Source organism: Pacificibacter marinus, assembly GCF_018860505.1.
Classification (GTDB): domain Bacteria; phylum Pseudomonadota; class Alphaproteobacteria; order Rhodobacterales; family Rhodobacteraceae; genus Celeribacter; species Celeribacter marinus_B.
Genome location: NZ_JAHKPU010000038.1, coordinates 13,258 through 29,736 on the forward strand (window position 1 = coordinate 13,258; position 16,479 = coordinate 29,736).

Genomic DNA, 16,479 nt, shown 5'->3' on the forward strand with positions numbered 1-16,479 from the left:
TCTCCGTGTTCAGTCACAGGTTGCGTAAACGGCTGCGATTTCGTCTTTGGATCGCGCGCGATAAGAAGCGTTTGGAATCGTTTTCCAGCCGGTACCATCCGCCACCACGCGGCAAGCCATGCCGTCAGAGCGGGCGATGATATCGTAGTTTTGGCCTGAATCGCTTGGATAGCAAAAACTCATAACCAACGGCGTCGCGCCAGTGTTCACCGATCTATGAATCCAAAGCGGTGGCACATAGACCATCAAGCGCGGCTGGATTTCGAGAGTGCGTATCTCGCCTTCGGGACTTTCCAACAGCATCACGCCTGTTCCAGATTCGCCGTAATATGTTTCAGGTCTATTGCCGCGCGCATGGATATGGCCGCGCGTCATAAAGAATTCGTCGCCGATGCGGCCCGGTTGCATCCAAGTGGTGCCAAAGATCAAATCTCCGGCGGCTTGCGAAGGGCGTTTTTCATCAACTTGATAAACGACATCCTGCCCATGGGACTTTTCGCGAGCCTCAAAAAGAGCGCTATCCGCATATAATCCCACCAGATCACTAAGCTTCTTTTCATAGCGCCCCGATGCACCAGACATCGCGCCAGACAGCGGGTCTATTGCATGCGCGGTTGGTTCTTCTAGCATCCGAGCCTCCGTTATTTTGTAGTATTAATACATTTACTGATACTCATTATTGCACAAACTACGCAACACCTTTTTTTACACACGGCGGCACCATTGGTTCAGTAAAATGGATATAAATTATAAAAAACAGATGATTAATAAGTTATTATTTGAGTATATCTTGAATATTTATGATCTGGAGTAATAAAACCAACCCTCAATTAAGTAGTTTAACTACATTTTTACTGTTGACTAAAACATCATTTAACCGCACCCTGCGAGTCATATGAGATTTGGGGAGGTCATCAATGACAAGAGATACGCTAAGCAAGCACGCCTTTATGTGGCCGGCATTTCTTATTGTCCTGATCGTGACGCTGTTTCCGTTAATCTACGCGCTGACCGTATCATTCCAAACAGTACGAATCGTGCCACCGATGCCGCCGGAATACGTCGGCCTGCGCAACTATGCTGAAATTCTGGAATCTGGTCGATTTTGGAACGCAATCGGCGTCACAGCGACGATCGTGTTTATCTCTGTGATGTTCCAGTATGTCATTGGCTATGCTCTTGCGTTGACATTGCATCACAACGTGCCGGGCGCGTCTTTATATAGGGTCGCGTTTTTGCTGCCGATGTTCATGGCACCGGTCTGCGTGGCTTTGATTGCTCGGATGTTATTTCATCCTGTGCTGGGGCCCGTGAACGAGTTTTTCACCCTATTTGGGCTGGCCAACATTCCGTTTTTGACTAACCCGACCCTCGCCATTTCCGTTCTTATTGTAATCGAGATCTGGCAATGGACGCCCTTTGTGGTGCTGTTGATGCTGGCAGGCCTTCAGGGGTTGCCGAACGAGGTATTCGAAGCGGCGCGTGTTGATAACATTTCAACATGGCGGCGATTTCGCGACATCACCTTTCCGATGCTGCTGCCCCTCTCAATCGCGGTGATTTTTATCCGCCTAATCGAAGGCTTTAAAGTCATCGATACGATTTTTGTCCTCACGGGCGGGGGACCGGGAACATCGACGGAAACCTTGACGCTTTTTGCCTACAACGAGGGGTTTAAAAAGTTCAACATCGGTATGGCTTCTGCTTTGAGCTTTCTCTTTCTGATCGTGGTGATCCTTTTTGGCACAGTTTATCTGGCTGCGGCCCAACGTCTGACGCGGAGATACCAATAATGGAAAACCAACTTCATAAACGCATCGGCCTTGGGGTCGCATTAACATGGCTATTTATCTGCTTGTTTCCACTGTGGTGGGTGCTGGTCACAGCGTTCAAGCCGCCCCTCGCCGTCAGCCAAGGCGCGACTTATATTCCTTTCCTGGATTTTAAGCCGACATTGCAGGCCTTTCGCGACGCCTTTAGCGGCATACGTGGGGACTTTATGTCGCCAATCTTTAGCTCGCTCGCTGTTTCAACCGTATCCACAGCCTTGTCGGTTTTGCTGGGATCTATGGCGGCCTATGCGCTTGTACGCTTTGAGTTTCGGATCAAACTATTGGCCGGTATCGTCTTCGCAATCATCGCAATCGGCGGCTTTATTTTCACCAAAGAAGCCCTTGGTTGGTCAGTGCCCGCAGCACTTGGGTCGATGATGATCATCGCATTGGTAACTTCCGTGTGGCTCAACGGAAAAAAACTGCCCGGCCCGATCATGAAAAACGACGATGTCACCTTTTGGTTCGTGTCCCAGCGGATGTTCCCGCCTATTGTCTCTGCCTTTGCCCTGTTTTTGCTTTACGCGGAAATGAACAAATCGGGCGTGCGCATGTTGGACAGCTTTGCCGGTTTGGTGCTGGCCTATACTGCCTTTGGGCTGCCCTTTGCAGTGTGGTTGATGCGCGATTTTTTCAGCACGATTCCTGTGGAAGTCGAAGAAGCCGCCATGGTCGATAACATCGGACGGATGCGGATCTTTTTTCAAATCGTGTTGCCAATGTCCAAACCTGGCCTTGTCGCCACATCGATGATTGTTCTGTCTTTTATTTGGAACGAATTTTTGTTCGCACTGCTGCTCACCTCATCAAAATGGCAGACCCTACCCATTCTTTTGGCAGGCCAAAATTCAAGCCGCGGAGATGAATGGTGGGCGATCTCTGTCGCGGCGCTCATTTCGGTCATTCCAATGATCATCGTCGCTATTTTCCTGGGCCGCATGATGCGCTCGGGGTTGCTTGCCGGATCTATCAAATAGAGCGGCGTTTTTCCAGGGAGGAAACAACATGAAGAAACTATTCTTAACCGCAGCGTTGCTGTCGAGTGCATCCATGGCCCATGCGACCTGTGCGCCGGATTACTCGGGCGTGACGTTGACGATATCAACGCAAAACGGCCCGTTTATTGCGTCCCCTTTGCAGACAGCTGCGGAGAGCTGGGAGGCAAAGACCTGTGGCAAAGTTGATTTGGTTGAGTTTCCGTTTTCCGAACTGTACCCCAAATTCCTCACCGCGATGAGCCAAAAAACCGGCGATTTTGACGTGATTGGTTTCATTCCCGCATGGTTGCCTGATTTCTCAACATTCTTGTCATCGATGCCCACTGAAATGCAATCAGGGCCAGCATGGGAAGACATTCACCCTGTTTACCGTGAACGTCTGATGTCATGGGGGGGCGAGGTCAAGTCCGCGACGATGGACGGCGATATGCACATGCTGAACTACCGCGCCGATCTGTTTGAAGATGCAGATAATATGGCCGCGTTCAAAGAAAAATACGGTTACGACTTAGCAGCCCCCGTAACGTGGGACCAGTATTATGACATTGCCGAGTTTTTCACGGCCAGTGATGCGGTCGACTATGGCACGGCTGAGGCCTATCGCCGTGGCGGTCAACAGTTCTGGTACTTCTTCAGCCATGCGGCCAGCTACACCAATCATCCAGATCAACCGGGCTCTATGTTCTTTGATCCTGAGACAATGGATGCGCAAATCAACAACGCAGGGTGGCTTAAAGCGCTGGAAGATTACAAACGCGGGTTGGACTTCAATCCCCCAGGTGCGTTGAACAACGGGTCAGGCGATGTGCGTCCACTTTATGCCGGTGGATCACTTGCGATGAACATCGACTGGGCGGATTCTGGCGTCATGGGGGCCACAGAAGGTACGATCAAAGGCAATGTGCGCACAGCCGTTTTGCCGGGGTCAAACAAAATTTGGAACAGCAAAACCAACCAATGGGATATGTTTGATGATGTTGTTGCCTCGCCGTTCCTTGCCTTTGGTGGCTGGCAGTTGGCCGTACCAGCAGACAGCAAAAACTCAGAAGCCGCATGGTCTTTCGTGCAAGAAGTCACAAGCCCCGAAGTCTCTGGTCAAGCGATTGTCACAGGCAACACCGGCGTGAACCCCTACCGGTTTAGCCACTACGAGAACCTCGAAAACTGGTCCTCTATTTTCACACCTGAAGAAGCTGCAAGCTACCTCGGCGCACAGCGTGCCTCGCTTGATGCACCGAACGTTGCTCTGGATTTGCGTCTGCCTGGGTTCTTCTCTTACACTGAAATCTTAGAGATTGAGCTCAGCAAAGCGCTTTCAGGACAAGTTGAGCCCCAAGTTGCCTTGGATGCTATTGCCGCAGAATGGGATAAGTTGACTGATGATTTCGGTCGCGAAAACCAACTCGCGGCCTACCGCGCCTCCATGGGCCTCCCCGCCTTGAACTAGGGCTTAGCGGTGGCCAAGAATAACCTTGGCCACCGTATCATCTATTTGCACCGATATTATCACTTAGGACACTCCCATGGCCGATCCACATGTCACGCTTCGCTCCATCACCAAATCATTCGGGGCAGTGCAAGTCATTCCGCCACTTGATTTGGAAATTCGCCACGGTGAGTTTATCGTTCTCGTTGGCCCCTCGGGCTGTGGCAAAACGACGACGTTACGCATGCTGGCTGGGCTTGAAACGGTCACAAGCGGCGCGATCACCATTGGCGATGTCGATGTCACAGCCACACCACCCGGCGAACGCGATTGCGCAATGGTGTTTCAAAACTATGCTTTATATCCGCATATGAGCGTGCGCAACAACATCGGTTATGCGATGAAAGTACACGGCGCCACGCCGGATGAAATCAACGAACGTGTATCTGAGGCAGCGGATCTGTTAGGGTTAGAACCCTATTTGGATCGCAAGCCGAAAAATCTGTCTGGTGGTCAACGCCAGCGCGTCGCAATCGGGCGCGCGCTTGTGCGCCATCCGCAGGTCTTTTTGTTTGATGAACCACTATCCAACCTTGATGCAAAGCTGCGGGTAGAGATGCGCACTGAAATTAAGTTGCTGCAAAAACGGCTTGGCACGACAGCGGTCTACGTGACCCATGATCAGATCGAAGCCATGACAATGGCCGACCGCGTGGTCGTGATGCGTGCAGGCATCATTGAACAAGCGGCCGCCCCCATAGAATTATATGAACGCCCAGCAAATAAATTTGTCGCGAATTTCATCGGCTCACCTGCGATGAATTTCTTTGATGCCGAAATCAAGGATGGCGCTGTTTTGATTGCAGGGCAGTCCCTAACCCTGCCCAAAGAACGGTTCGAGACGCTTGGAAATCGATCCAAAGTGATCTTTGGGATACGCCCTGAGCACATGCGGTCCTCGGATCACGCTGTTGATTTAACCTTGGTGCCAGAGGCCTTGGAACCCCTCGGTGCGCACACGTTGGTCTTGGGCCGCTTGGGATCAGACAAAATAACCGCGCAGGTCGACCCAAGGTTTCCCGTCGAGATTGGCCGTCCCTGTACTGTGAAAGTAGACATGAATATGGTGCATTTCTTTGACCCTGAAACGGAAGTTCGTCTGTGATGCTTGATCTTTATCTTGCGGTGGATGTTGGAACAGGTGGACTGCGATCAGCTCTGTTGGACGCGCACGGTAAAATTCTGGCCTATAGTCACAAAGAACACGACCAAATCGTGCCCCAATTCGGCTGGTCCGAACAGCGCCCGATGGATTGGTGGCAGGGTACATTAGACACTATTCACGACGTTTTGGCCAAAGTTGACGATGCCTCGCACCGGATTGCAGCAATCTGTTGCTGTGGTCAAATGCATGGCACCGTATTGATCGACGACGACGGACAGTTGACGCGCGACACCGTGCCCTTGTGGAATGACAAACGCAGCATGCCGCAGGTCGAAGCGATGCGACAAGCGTTAAGCCAAAACGACGCGTTGGAACGCACCGCGAATATCCCCTCGCCCGCTTGGCCTGCCAGCAAGCTTGCATGGATCGCCGCCAATGATCCCGAAGCATTTGCGCGGTCGACCACCGTTTTGATGCCCAAAGACTGGATCAATTTCAAACTCACAGGACGCCGCGCACAAGATACCAGCGAAGCCTCGTTGAGTTTTTTGATGGACCGCCACACGCGCATGTGGTCGCCCGAGATGTGCAAAATCGCTGGTGTGCCTTTTGGCATGATGCCCGACTTGCTTAAACCCGTAGATATTCTTGGCACGTTGCAAGCCGAAGTGGCCGCGCATCTTGGGCTGGACCCGTCCATTCCTGTTCTCGTGGGGGCGGGTGATTACCCTATGGCTTTGACAGGGTCGGGCATTTGTGAGGCGGGCCTTGGATCAGATGTCACGGGCACCTCCACCATCATCACCTTGATGCACGAAACCCCTGTTTTGAACGCCGAAGTGTCGAACCTGTTGTCCGCTAGCGGTATTTGGGGGTCTTTCACGCTTTTGGATGCGGGCGGAGATGCCGTGCGTTGGGCCCGCCGTGTGTTCCATGAAAACGGGCGCAGCTATGAGGATGTCGCGCAAAAAGCCACGGAAGCTTCTGTGGGATCGCAAAATCTGTTTTTCCTGCCCTATCTGTCAGGCGAACGCTTTGGCGCACACAGCAATTCACGCGCGCAATTCTTTGGGCTGACCGCCTCGCATGAACTTGGCGATTTGCACCGCTCTGTTTTAGAAGGCGTGGCCTTTTCAGTGCGGCAGAAACTTGGCTCGCTACAAGGCAGCCATGGCCGGCCAGACCGTATCGTGGCCGCAAGTGGTGGCGCAAAAAGTGAGCTTTGGTTGCAAATCAAGGCTAGCATGTATGACGTGCCCTATTTGGTGCCAACCGAGCTGGAATGCGGACTTGTCGGCGCTGCGATGTTGATGGCCGAGGCCACGGGGGACGTCGCAGGGCCTAAAGAGGCCGCCGCAAAAATGGTCAGCTACTCAAAAGAAATTTTGCCTGACCCACGTTGGGTAGAACACTACAACCGGATGATGCCAATCTATACGCGCCTCTATGAAACATCCAAGGCCTTCTACGACGACCTAGACGCGCTTTGACATATCCCTCTCAATCACACTTTACATCTTATCCGCCTCGGGAGCACACAATGAAAAACGCAATCAAACTCAATGATGGACACAGCCTTCCACGTCTCGGACTTGGTGTCTGGCAAATTCCAAACGACGACACTGCGGGAGTCGTATCAACGGCCATCAACGCTGGCTATCGCCTGATCGATGGCGCGTTCATTTATGGCAATGAAGAGGGCATGGGCAAAGGCATCGTGCAATCCGATGTTGCGCGCGACGCGTTGTTCGTGACCTCAAAAGTGTGGAACAGCGAACAGGGTTACGACAAAGCCCGCCGCGCCATTGAGGACAGTCTCAAACGCATTGGTCTTGAGTATCTCAACATGTGTCTGATCCATTGGCCCTGCCCCGTCAAAGACCAATATGTCGACACATGGAAAGCCCTGATTGCGGCACAAAAAGACGGGCAAATCCGTTCGATTGGGGTGTCAAATTTCAACCCTGATCATCTGGATCGCATTATTGGTGAAACAGGTGTTTCCCCCGTTGTGAACCAAATCGAAGTGAACCCGCGCTTGATCCAAGAAAAGATGCGCGCGGAAAATAAATCGCGCAATATCGTTACGCAATCATGGACACCCATGGGACAACTTGCTTCGTTTGGCGCGCCCGCCATTGTGGATATTTGCAACCGCCTAGAGCGCACACCCGCTCAAGTGATCTTGCGTTGGCATTTGCAACTGGGCGCATCGGTCATTCCACGGTCTACCGAGGTTGCGCATCTGACAGAAAACCTAGCCGCAGCTGACTTTGAGCTGTCGGATAAAGACATGGCAGCCATTTCTGCGCTTGATGAAGGCCAGCGGTGCGGCCCTGATCCTGTGGCGTTCGAAGACGAATAAGAGCGCACTTGCATCGGGGTGACTTGCACGCACCAAAGTCTTAAAGCTCAGGTATAGAAACGGAACTGGTAACGATGTTGGATCAAATATGCTGAATGACGCCCCGAATGTCTTGGAAGTGATTTCCAAAACGATAGACACTTTGCGTAAATCCGACAGAAAAGTCGCAGAGGTCATTTTGGCAAATCCCAGTGCCGCGACCCAGTTCAAGCTGGCCGAGCTTGCGCGTCTGGCAGAAGTGAGCGAGCCAACCGTTGTGCGGTTTTGCAATGCGGTTGGCTGTAGCGGCTATCAAGATTTCAAAATTCGTCTGGCTGGCTCATTGGCCTTTGGCCTGCCCAGCGCCCATGCCGAAATTGGCGAAGACGATACACTGCCCTCTGTGATTTCCAAGCTGTTTGATTTTAACCTGTCCAGCCTTGATTGGGTCAGAAGCAAACTGCAACATGATGCATTGGCAGAGGCTGCGGAGGCTATTCTCACCGCAAAAAGCCTGCATTTTGTGGGGTTTGGGGCCTCGTCTATTGTTGCCATGGATGCACAGCAAAAGTTCCCGTTGTTTGGTGTGCAGTGTCAGGCCACAGTTGACTTTCACCAAATGCTGATCGAAGCCGCGATGATGGGTGAAGGCGATATCCTTGTGGCGATTTCCAACTCTGGAACCACCCGCGAAGTCGCGCAATGCGTGAAACTTGCCCGCGAACAAGGAGCCCTGACCATCGGCTTAACGGGGCAAGAAAGCCCGATTTCGCGCTACTGCGACATCAACATCCTGATTGAAACGCTTGAGAATACAGACCTCTACACCCCAACCATTTCACGGGTCGCAGCCCTTGTGGTGATTGATATTCTATCGACCTATGTTGCGCTGCGACGCTCCCCAGAACACCGAGCGAAAATCGCCGAAATGAAACGGGTGCTCAGCGAGTTTAGATCCTCTGGCATATTGTAACGGGATGATCCGGCGGTTTTGTCCAAAAGGGAATGTGCAAATTTTGCGTTAGGAGCATCACTGTGAAACGCCTGCTGATTATAGATGACGACGCCGAAATCGTGTCTTTACTGCAAGCGTTTTTTGAACGCCAAGGCATCGATGTGTCCACAGGCGCATCAGGCGAAGACATGTGGAGCGTCCTTGAGACGACCGAGATTGATCTGATCATTCTAGATGTTCTCTTGCCTGGGGCTGATGGCATTTCGCTGTGTCGCGAGCTGCGCACGCAATCCGACATTCCGATCATTATGTTGACGGCGCTCGACGGGGAAACCGACCGTGTCGTTGGTTTAGAGGTGGGTGCCGATGACTATCTGGCCAAGCCCTTTAGCCCCCGCGAATTGCTGGCGCGTGTCCGTGCCATCATGCGGCGGATCGATGGCGGTCTGCGAGCCACCCAAAGCAACACCCCAGCGGCTTTCACCTTCAACGGGTTTCGTCTTGATATTCGCCGTCGAGAGCTGCGCACCCCTGACAATGCTGTCGTCCATCTAAGCCGCACAGAGTTTGGGCTGTTGAATATCTTCATGCACCGCCCCTCTGAGGCCATTGATCGCAACACCCTGTCCGAAGAATTGCGGGGCCATGAGTTAGAAGCCTTTGACCGTTCCATCGATCTGCATGTCAGCCGATTGAGAAGCAAAATCGGGCCGCTTTTAGGCGACGAATGCTTTATCAAAACCGTGCGCGGGACGGGGTATATGTTCACCCTTGATGTCGAAAAGGCACTGTGATGCGTCGTAGGGTTTTGACACTTCAATCCTATGTCATGATGGCGTTGGTGTTGTTTTCTTGCGGTGTGGCCTATCTCGCCATTCAATTGACCATTGAACGCCAAGACGCAAAATTCGCGCAGGTGATCGCAGCAGGGTTTGGGCCGGAAATGGCCCAGATTGTTGTTTCCCTCAAAGCGGGAAAAACACCCCCAGCAGATCACGCAGGATTTTCATGGCACATCGTCAACGGGCACAAGCTTGGCGAGGTGACCCCGCGCAACGGATCAGAGACCCTGTTTCGATTGGCCCCATCAGACATCGCACAAGACTCCCCCCTTTTAGTGCGAGTCTTTTTGCAAGCCTCTGCTCTTGATGCCGAAAAAAAACCGCCAGATGCGACCTTGGCAGGTCAACTGTCCTATCTGTCAGCGCGGATCGCGACGCTGAACACTCAAGGTGTGATGCGGGTGCAAATTTCCACATCTGACTGGGTTGAATTTGCCAGCTCAGATACATGGGCAAATCGCCCCACACCCATCATGACGCTAATGACGGGCGGGGCTTGGGGGATCGGTCTTTTCATCTGCATGTATCTGGTGAGCCATGCCATTTCTGCGCCCTTTACCCGCATATCAGGTTATGCCAAATCATTGTTAAAACTGCCACAAACGCCCCAATTGCGCGCACGGTACGGACCAGCGGAGGCCTGTGACATCTCCGATGCGCTCACCCTTGTGAATCGTGATCTGGTCAATAGTATCGAAGAGCGCACACAGTTTTTGACCGCTATTTCACATGATCTTCGCACACCTGCGACGCGTATGCAGTTGCGCGTTGAGCTGATCGACGACCCTGACATTCGCAGCAAAGTGCTGTCCGATCTCAATGAAATCACCGCCATGATCAACGAAGCTGTAGGTTTTTTGCGAGATGCGGTTGAACAAGAACCCGTTGAAGACATTATGATTCTCACATTTATAGAAAGCATCTGCGACGACTATGCCGATATAGGCAAACACGTCACGTTTGAAAAACCCGCCCCCTTGACGGTGAAATCACGCGGCACGATATTTGCCCCGCAGCCGGCGGAATATGACATCGTTTGCACACGCCAAACCACGCTCAGCTGCCAACCCAACAGGCTGAGACGGGCCATCAACAATTTGATTGATAATGCGCTCAAGTACGGTGATTTGGCTCGTGTTCGGGTCATAGCTGACGCCAGTACAATTACGGTGCGGATCAATGATGTGGGGCCAGGATTGACGCGCGAACAAATGGCCCGCGTGTTCGAGCCCTTCTACCGTGCCGAAGGATCGCGCAACCGGTCCAGCGGCGGCATGGGCCTTGGGCTATCCCTTGCGAAATCAGTCGTCACAGCCCACGGGGGTCGTATTTCACTGTTCAATCATGATCGCTGCGGGCTTGAGGTGCGCATCACCTTGCCGCGTCACATTGGGGCGACGGAGATACCCACCGACCCAATATAATCACGGATTTCTCAATCTGCGTCCTAGATGCGATCTTGTGTTTTGGCATCGAATAGGCTGGCCTCAATCATGTTGAAATGCACAACAATTTCGTCGCCTGCGGTGCCTGCATGTTTGGGAGGAAAGCGCGCTGTCACCGCCTTTCCCCCTAGGGAAATCGTAATCAACGTGTCCGCCCCTGTGGGTTCAACCACATCAACTTGGCAAGTGAATATGTCATCTGGCGCAGCAGCCCCGTTTTGAATGTATCGTGAAATATCCTCTGGGCGCAGACCCAAAATCACCTCATGGCCCAAGTATCGGCTCAGATCCGATGTCTCATAGTCTTTCAGGCTCAGGCAAATATCCCCACCGCGCGCGTCTGATTGCTGAATGATCAGACCGTATCCGCCAGCGTCATCCACCGTGACAGTCGCAGGAATAAAGTTCATCGCCGGTGCCCCGATAAAACCCGCCACAAACATATTCGCGGGCTTGGCATAAATCTCTTGTGGGGGGCCATATTGTTGAATCTCGCCCGCCTTCATCACCGCAACTTGCGTAGCAAGCGTCATGGCCTCGACTTGGTCATGGGTCACATAAACAATTGTCGCCCCCAAACGCTGATGCAAGCGCTTGATTTCAGTGCGCATTTCCCCACGCAGTTTGGCGTCCAAATTTGACAGAGGTTCATCGAACAAAAACACATGTGGATCACGCACCAAGGCGCGCCCCATAGCCACTCGCTGACGTTGTCCGCCAGACAGCTGCGCGGGGCGACGGTCCAACAGGTTTTCAATCTGCAACAGGCCCGCGACGTGGCTCAGGGCCTTTTCTTGTTCAGCTTTGGGGATCTTGCGGCGTTGCATGCCAAAGGTGATATTTTTGCCGACAGTCATGTTCGGATAAAGCGCATAGGATTGAAAAACCATCGCGATGTCACGATCTTTAGGATGCACACGATTGACCACACGATCTGCGATCGACACTTCGCCGCTATCGATGCTTTCAAGCCCTGCGATCATGTTGAGCAATGTTGATTTGCCGCAACCCGATGGCCCAAGAAGCACCAAAAAGTCGCCATGTTCCAGATCGATATTGATACCGTTCAAAATGACGTTCGCACCATAGCTTTTACGGATGTCTGAGATGTTAAGCGTAGCCACGGGATTATCCTTTTACTGATCCAGCGGTCAAACCGCGGATGAAATATTTGCCGGCAACGACATACACCAAGATCGTCGGCAAGGCCGCGATGATGGAAGCCGCGAAATCGACGTTGTATTCTTTGACGCCTGTTGTCGTATTCACCATATTGTTGAGCGCCACGATCACAGGCTGCCCATCCCCGTTTGAAAAGGACGCGCCGAACAGAAAATCGTTCCACATATTGGTGAACTGCCAAATGATGTTGACCACGATAATCGGCGGCGACAACGGCACGATGATGTACCAAAGGGTCGAAAAGAAACCCGCGCCATCAATCGTTGCGGCTTTGACCAAATCATCGGGAATGGAAACATAGTAATTGCGGAAAAACAGCGTGCTGAACGGAATGCCATAAAGCGTCAACACAAGCGCCAATCCGAATGGCGTGTTGGAAATGCCGAACACGCCCAATGTCTGCGCCATCGGCAACAAAATCGCTTGGAACGGCACAAAGCAACCCAACAGCATCAAGCCAAAGACAAGATTTGCACCGCGAAATTTCCATTTGGTCAGTGCATATCCGTTTAAAACGCCAAGAATTGTTGTCACCAAAACGCTGGGGATCACGACCTTGAGTGAGATCCAAAAGTGACTGCTCAGGCCGCTGCATTTGGTCCCGATACAGGCCTCACCCCATGCCTTTGTCCACGCATCGAATGTAATTTCACGTGGAAAAGCAATGATTGTCCCGCTTTTGATTTCTGCAAGCGGGCGTACCGAAGTGCTTAACATGATCAAGAACGGCATCATATAAATCACAGCGCAAAAGATCAGGCAGCCATAGATAAAGCCGCGTCCTAAAACATGGCTGAACGACAATCGACCGGCTGAATAATTCACATCAATCATGGGTTTGCTCCCGCAGCTGTGAGTAGAAATAAGGAACCATGATCGCCATAATCGTCACCAACATCATTATGGCACTGGCGGCACCAACTCCCAATTGATTGCGTTGGAATGACATCGCGAACATAAACGTCGCAGGTAAATCAGAGGCCACACCAGGCCCGCCTGCAGTCATCGCGACGACAAGATCGTAGCTCTTGATCGCAAGATGCGCGAGAATGACAATCGCACTCAAAAACACCGGTTTAATCGATGGAATGATGATGGTGGTGTAGATGCGCGGCAGGCTTGCCCCATCCAAATAGGCCGCCTTGATGATCTCTTGATCGACACCACGTAGCGCGGCCAAAAACAACGCCATCACAAACCCTGAGGCCTGCCAAACTGCAGCAATCACCAACGTATAGATCACCATGTCGCGATCAATGATCCAGTCAAAGGTAAAGCTGTCAAACCCGAGATCGCGCACAAACTTTTGCAATCCAAGTCCGGGGTTGAGAATCCATTTCCACGCTGTGCCAGTCACAATAAAAGACAGCGCCATCGGATACAAAAAAATGGTGCGCAACGCGCCTTCCATACGGATACGTTGATCGAGCAAAATGGCCAAAAAGATACCGATAACCAAGCTGCACACAATATACAGGCTGCCAAAAACAAACATGTTCTTCAGCGCAATATGCCAGCGGGTCATCGACCACAGCCGCTCATATTGCGACAATCCCGCAAATTCGTAATTGGGCAACATTCTTGATTCAGAGACAGAAATGTAGCCTGTCCAAAGGATAAAACCGTAGACCACGATCAGGATAGCGAAAAAAGATGGGGCGATCACGATCTGCGAGAGCCGCCCCTGTAACCAGAACATCATATCGCTGCGACGATGCGTGTCGCGCGATCTGTCCTGCGACTGTGTTGCGTGTGACATAGATCCACCTTTTGTGGGCCCGCGACCCTCAGGACGCGGCATTAGAAAAATGTGCCGCCCCGAAATCACAGGGCGGCACAATGGGAGGCGTGAAATTTAGTTTGCCAATTCGATGGCTTCGACGAGACGCTCAACCGCCTCTTCAGAGCTCATATCCGAATTGAAATGCTCGGTGACCACTTCGATAATCGCCCCCCTATTTGCGCTAGACGTCGCGATTTCATGTGCCATTGAGGGCACAAGTTTGCCATTTTCCAAGGTCGCATCGAGATCGGTCATGGATTGCACAGCACAGGCATCAAACTGATCGCGCGCCACACCTAAACGCGCAGGAATAGCGCCCTTGTGCAGGTTGTAGGCAATCTGCACCTCTTCAGTCAGCAACAGATGTGCCATCAATTCACGACCAGCGATTTCGTCTTCAGTAGCATTGGAATCATCAAAGAACGCAAAGCTGTCAGGGTTCATAATATAGCCGCCTTGATTTGGCGCGGCGGCACATAGAAAATCTTCTCCTGGCACAAGATCAGCGGCCATAAATTCTCCTTTGGCCCAATCACCCATGATCTGAATGGCAGCGTCGCCGTTCATCACCATCGTCGTTGCAAGGTTCCAATCGCGACCTGAGAAGTTGTCATCGACATAGCCACGCATCCGGCGCATTTGGTCAAACACGGCAATCATCGTATCGCTGCGCAGAGTGTCTGGATCAACATCCACAAAGGCTTTGCGGAAGAAATCAGACCCGCCAAGTCCGAGAGCCACCACTTCGAAAATCGTCGCGTCTTGCCAAGGTTGACCACCATGGGCCAACGGCGTGATGCCAGCAGCCATAAGTTTATCGGCTAGTGCGTTAAATTCATCCCAAGTAGTTGGCACTGTGCCGTCGACTTTGGCCAAAAGATCAGGGTTGATCCACATCCAATCAATCCGGTGAATGTCAGTCGGAACGGCGGAAAACACCCCGTCCACCTTAACGATTTCGGCCAAAAGCGGTGGTAGAATTTCGTTCCAGTTGTCGCGTTCCGCAACGCCTTCGAGGTTGGCCAGCGCGCCCGCATTGGCCCATTCGGTCACAACAGGACCCTTCAAAATAGTCATCCCAGGAGGATCACCCGCCAAAACACGCGAGCGCAAAACAGTGTTCATCGCATCGCCGCCACCGCCTGATACGGGTTGATCAACCCAAGTGCCGCCAGCCGCTTTAAATGCATCTGCAAAGGTGTTGATCGCAAGCGACTCGCCGCCCGACGTCCAATAGTGCAGAACCTCAATTGACGGGTCCGCCGTGGCCGCACCCGTTGCCATAGCCGAAATCAACGCCGTACTCGCTAGGATATTTCTATAGATCTTCATGGTGTCCCTCCCTAAAATTGTAAAGCGTCTCAACCCGCCTCCTCGCAGGCCTAAACGCTGACCATTAACTTGGCGCAAACCAGTCCGCGCGACAGTTGTAGATTGGTTTCAGGGTTGTAATTTTCTGATACAAACCACCCAACATATCCTCGAAAACGGCATCAAACCGCGTGCTATTGATCGGTTTTATTTGATGATCGGCGTTTTGCTGCGATCAAAGGTGACGGCCACGCCAAACACGATCATCGCGCCCAAAAGCGCCTGTTGGAAATATTGGTCCACACCGACGACGTTCAATCCGTTGTCAAGCAGGCTGAGAAACAAAGCCCCGAACAATACGTTCACAATCCCGCCTGATCCGCCGGTCAAAGCCGTACCGCCGACCACAACTGCTGCGATCGAGTTCAGCACATAGGGCGTGCCGACAACCGGATCGCCACCGTAGCGGATCGATGATATGATAATGCCAACAATGGCCGCGCAGCCACCTGAGATCATGAACGCAATGCAGCGGTTGCGGACGATATCCGTGCCCGACATCCAAGACATGCGGATATTGCTGCCGATATAGTAAATGTTGCGCCCAGTTATGGAAAATCGCAAGAAGGCCCCCAACGTCAAAAAGGTCGCGACGCCAATGTAAAAGCTGTTCGACATACCTAAAATCTTGCCGTCGATCAGTTCAAAATAGCCATAATCGCTTGGCGACGCGCTGATGGATCGAGGCGAGACCAAATAGGCCAGACTGGTGATAATCCCCCCCGTGCCGAGAGTGGCGATGAACGACGGGATTTTTACAATGGTCAAAATCAACCCGTTGATTAGCCCAAACATCACCCCTGCAAACAGGCAAATCGGAAAGGCGAAATACCCGACTTCGCCAACCAACAGCACAAATAAGACAGAGACAAACGAGATGACGCCCCCAACCGAAAGATCAATGCCGCCAATCAAAATCACAAACATCTGACCCAATGCCACGATCATCAAAATCGCGCCAAAGCTCAGGATGGTATTGATGTTATAGGCCGACAAAAATGTACTGTTGGCCAGCGCCAGCACTGTGCCCAAAACAATAATCATGAATATGGTCAAATGCACGGGCTGAAGGCGTACTGGCAGCATGGCGAAGACACGGCGACCAAGGCCCATATGAGTGGTGTTTTTCAAGTTAC

General features: G+C 52.1%; 15 protein-coding genes. 9 read left to right on the forward strand and 6 right to left on the reverse strand.

Annotated elements, in window-relative coordinates:
* Window positions 1-9: 9 nt before the first annotated feature.
* Window positions 10-630, reverse strand: a complete 621-nt coding sequence (locus KO503_RS13845) for a glucose-6-phosphate isomerase (protein WP_215992148.1) — start codon at window positions 628-630, stop codon at window positions 10-12.
* Window positions 631-917: 287 nt separating this feature from the next.
* On the opposite strand from KO503_RS13845, the gene KO503_RS13850 reads away from it, so the two are divergent.
* From KO503_RS13850 to KO503_RS13890, 9 genes are all read left to right on the forward strand, one after another.
* The gene (locus tag KO503_RS13850) at window positions 918-1,793 is read left to right on the forward strand and encodes a carbohydrate ABC transporter permease (protein WP_215992149.1); all 876 of its coding nucleotides are present in this window, start codon (window positions 918-920) and stop codon (window positions 1,791-1,793) included.
* A complete protein-coding gene (locus KO503_RS13855) occupies window positions 1,793-2,809 on the forward strand; it encodes a carbohydrate ABC transporter permease (protein ID WP_215992150.1) in 1,017 nt (338 codons plus the stop codon). Before KO503_RS13850 ends, KO503_RS13855 begins: the two co-directional genes overlap by 1 nt.
* A gap of 28 nt (window positions 2,810-2,837) precedes the next feature.
* Window positions 2,838-4,277, forward strand: coding sequence for an extracellular solute-binding protein (locus KO503_RS13860; protein ID WP_215992151.1), 1,440 nt, complete (start codon window positions 2,838-2,840; stop codon window positions 4,275-4,277).
* 76 nt (window positions 4,278-4,353) lie between these two features.
* Complete coding sequence (locus KO503_RS13865) at window positions 4,354-5,421, forward strand: ABC transporter ATP-binding protein (protein ID WP_215992152.1); 1,068 nt, start codon at window positions 4,354-4,356, stop codon at window positions 5,419-5,421.
* Complete coding sequence (locus KO503_RS13870; RefSeq protein WP_215992153.1) at window positions 5,421-6,911, forward strand: xylulokinase; 1,491 nt, start codon at window positions 5,421-5,423, stop codon at window positions 6,909-6,911. Before KO503_RS13865 ends, KO503_RS13870 begins: the two co-directional genes overlap by 1 nt.
* Window positions 6,912-6,961: 50 nt before the next feature.
* A complete protein-coding gene (locus KO503_RS13875; protein WP_215992154.1) occupies window positions 6,962-7,786 on the forward strand; it encodes an aldo/keto reductase in 825 nt (274 codons plus the stop codon).
* An 88-nt stretch (window positions 7,787-7,874) separates the two neighbouring features.
* Window positions 7,875-8,738: an SIS domain-containing protein gene (locus tag KO503_RS13880; RefSeq protein ID WP_215992155.1), complete on the forward strand. Its 864-nt coding sequence runs from the start codon at window positions 7,875-7,877 to the stop codon at window positions 8,736-8,738.
* A 62-nt stretch (window positions 8,739-8,800) separates the two neighbouring features.
* The gene (locus KO503_RS13885; RefSeq protein WP_303506948.1) at window positions 8,801-9,514 is read left to right on the forward strand and encodes a response regulator; all 714 of its coding nucleotides are present in this window, start codon (window positions 8,801-8,803) and stop codon (window positions 9,512-9,514) included.
* Window positions 9,514-10,986, forward strand: coding sequence for a sensor histidine kinase (locus KO503_RS13890; RefSeq protein WP_215992157.1), 1,473 nt, complete (start codon window positions 9,514-9,516; stop codon window positions 10,984-10,986). The genes KO503_RS13885 and KO503_RS13890 overlap by 1 nt, the downstream gene beginning before the upstream one ends.
* Window positions 10,987-11,009: 23 nt before the next feature.
* Here KO503_RS13890 and KO503_RS13895 read toward each other — a convergent pair whose 3' ends face one another.
* The 5 genes from KO503_RS13895 to KO503_RS13915 all read right to left on the reverse strand — a co-directional run bounded on the left by KO503_RS13895 (window position 11,010) and on the right by KO503_RS13915 (window position 16,474).
* Window positions 11,010-12,131, reverse strand: a complete 1,122-nt coding sequence (locus KO503_RS13895) for an ABC transporter ATP-binding protein (RefSeq protein ID WP_215992158.1) — start codon at window positions 12,129-12,131, stop codon at window positions 11,010-11,012.
* Between the two features lie 4 nt (window positions 12,132-12,135).
* Window positions 12,136-13,023, reverse strand: coding sequence for a carbohydrate ABC transporter permease (locus KO503_RS13900; protein WP_215992159.1), 888 nt, complete (start codon window positions 13,021-13,023; stop codon window positions 12,136-12,138).
* On the reverse strand, window positions 13,016-13,891 hold the full coding sequence (locus KO503_RS13905; RefSeq protein ID WP_215992181.1) for a carbohydrate ABC transporter permease: 876 nt from the start codon (window positions 13,889-13,891) through the stop codon (window positions 13,016-13,018). The genes KO503_RS13900 and KO503_RS13905 overlap by 8 nt, the downstream gene beginning before the upstream one ends.
* A gap of 153 nt (window positions 13,892-14,044) precedes the next feature.
* Window positions 14,045-15,304 carry an ABC transporter substrate-binding protein gene (locus KO503_RS13910; RefSeq protein ID WP_215992160.1) on the reverse strand — a complete coding sequence of 420 codons (1,260 nt, stop codon included), beginning with the start codon at window positions 15,302-15,304 and terminating at the stop codon, window positions 14,045-14,047.
* Window positions 15,305-15,490: 186 nt separating this feature from the next.
* Window positions 15,491-16,474, reverse strand: coding sequence for an ABC transporter permease (locus tag KO503_RS13915; RefSeq protein ID WP_215992161.1), 984 nt, complete (start codon window positions 16,472-16,474; stop codon window positions 15,491-15,493).
* Between the last annotated feature and the right edge of the window lie 5 nt (window positions 16,475-16,479).

Excerpts from the sequence above, each read along its gene's own strand:
- KO503_RS13860 (WP_215992151.1), top strand. The coding sequence starts at position 2,838 with ATGAAGAAACTATTCTTAACCGCAGCGTTGCTGTCGAGTGCATCCATG.
- KO503_RS13905 (WP_215992181.1), bottom strand. The coding sequence starts at position 13,891 with ATGATGTTCTGGTTACAGGGGCGGCTCTCGCAGATCGTGATCGCCCCA.
- KO503_RS13865 (WP_215992152.1), top strand. The coding sequence starts at position 4,354 with ATGGCCGATCCACATGTCACGCTTCGCTCCATCACCAAATCATTCGGG.
- KO503_RS13880 (WP_215992155.1), top strand. The coding sequence starts at position 7,875 with ATGCTGAATGACGCCCCGAATGTCTTGGAAGTGATTTCCAAAACGATA.
- KO503_RS13910 (WP_215992160.1), bottom strand. The coding sequence starts at position 15,304 with ATGAAGATCTATAGAAATATCCTAGCGAGTACGGCGTTGATTTCGGCT.
- KO503_RS13890 (WP_215992157.1), top strand. The coding sequence starts at position 9,514 with ATGCGTCGTAGGGTTTTGACACTTCAATCCTATGTCATGATGGCGTTG.
- KO503_RS13870 (WP_215992153.1), top strand. The coding sequence starts at position 5,421 with ATGCTTGATCTTTATCTTGCGGTGGATGTTGGAACAGGTGGACTGCGA.
- KO503_RS13850 (WP_215992149.1), top strand. The coding sequence starts at position 918 with ATGACAAGAGATACGCTAAGCAAGCACGCCTTTATGTGGCCGGCATTT.
- KO503_RS13845 (WP_215992148.1), bottom strand. The coding sequence starts at position 630 with ATGCTAGAAGAACCAACCGCGCATGCAATAGACCCGCTGTCTGGCGCG.
- KO503_RS13875 (WP_215992154.1), top strand. The coding sequence starts at position 6,962 with ATGAAAAACGCAATCAAACTCAATGATGGACACAGCCTTCCACGTCTC.
- KO503_RS13855 (WP_215992150.1), top strand. The coding sequence starts at position 1,793 with ATGGAAAACCAACTTCATAAACGCATCGGCCTTGGGGTCGCATTAACA.
- KO503_RS13900 (WP_215992159.1), bottom strand. The coding sequence starts at position 13,023 with ATGATTGATGTGAATTATTCAGCCGGTCGATTGTCGTTCAGCCATGTT.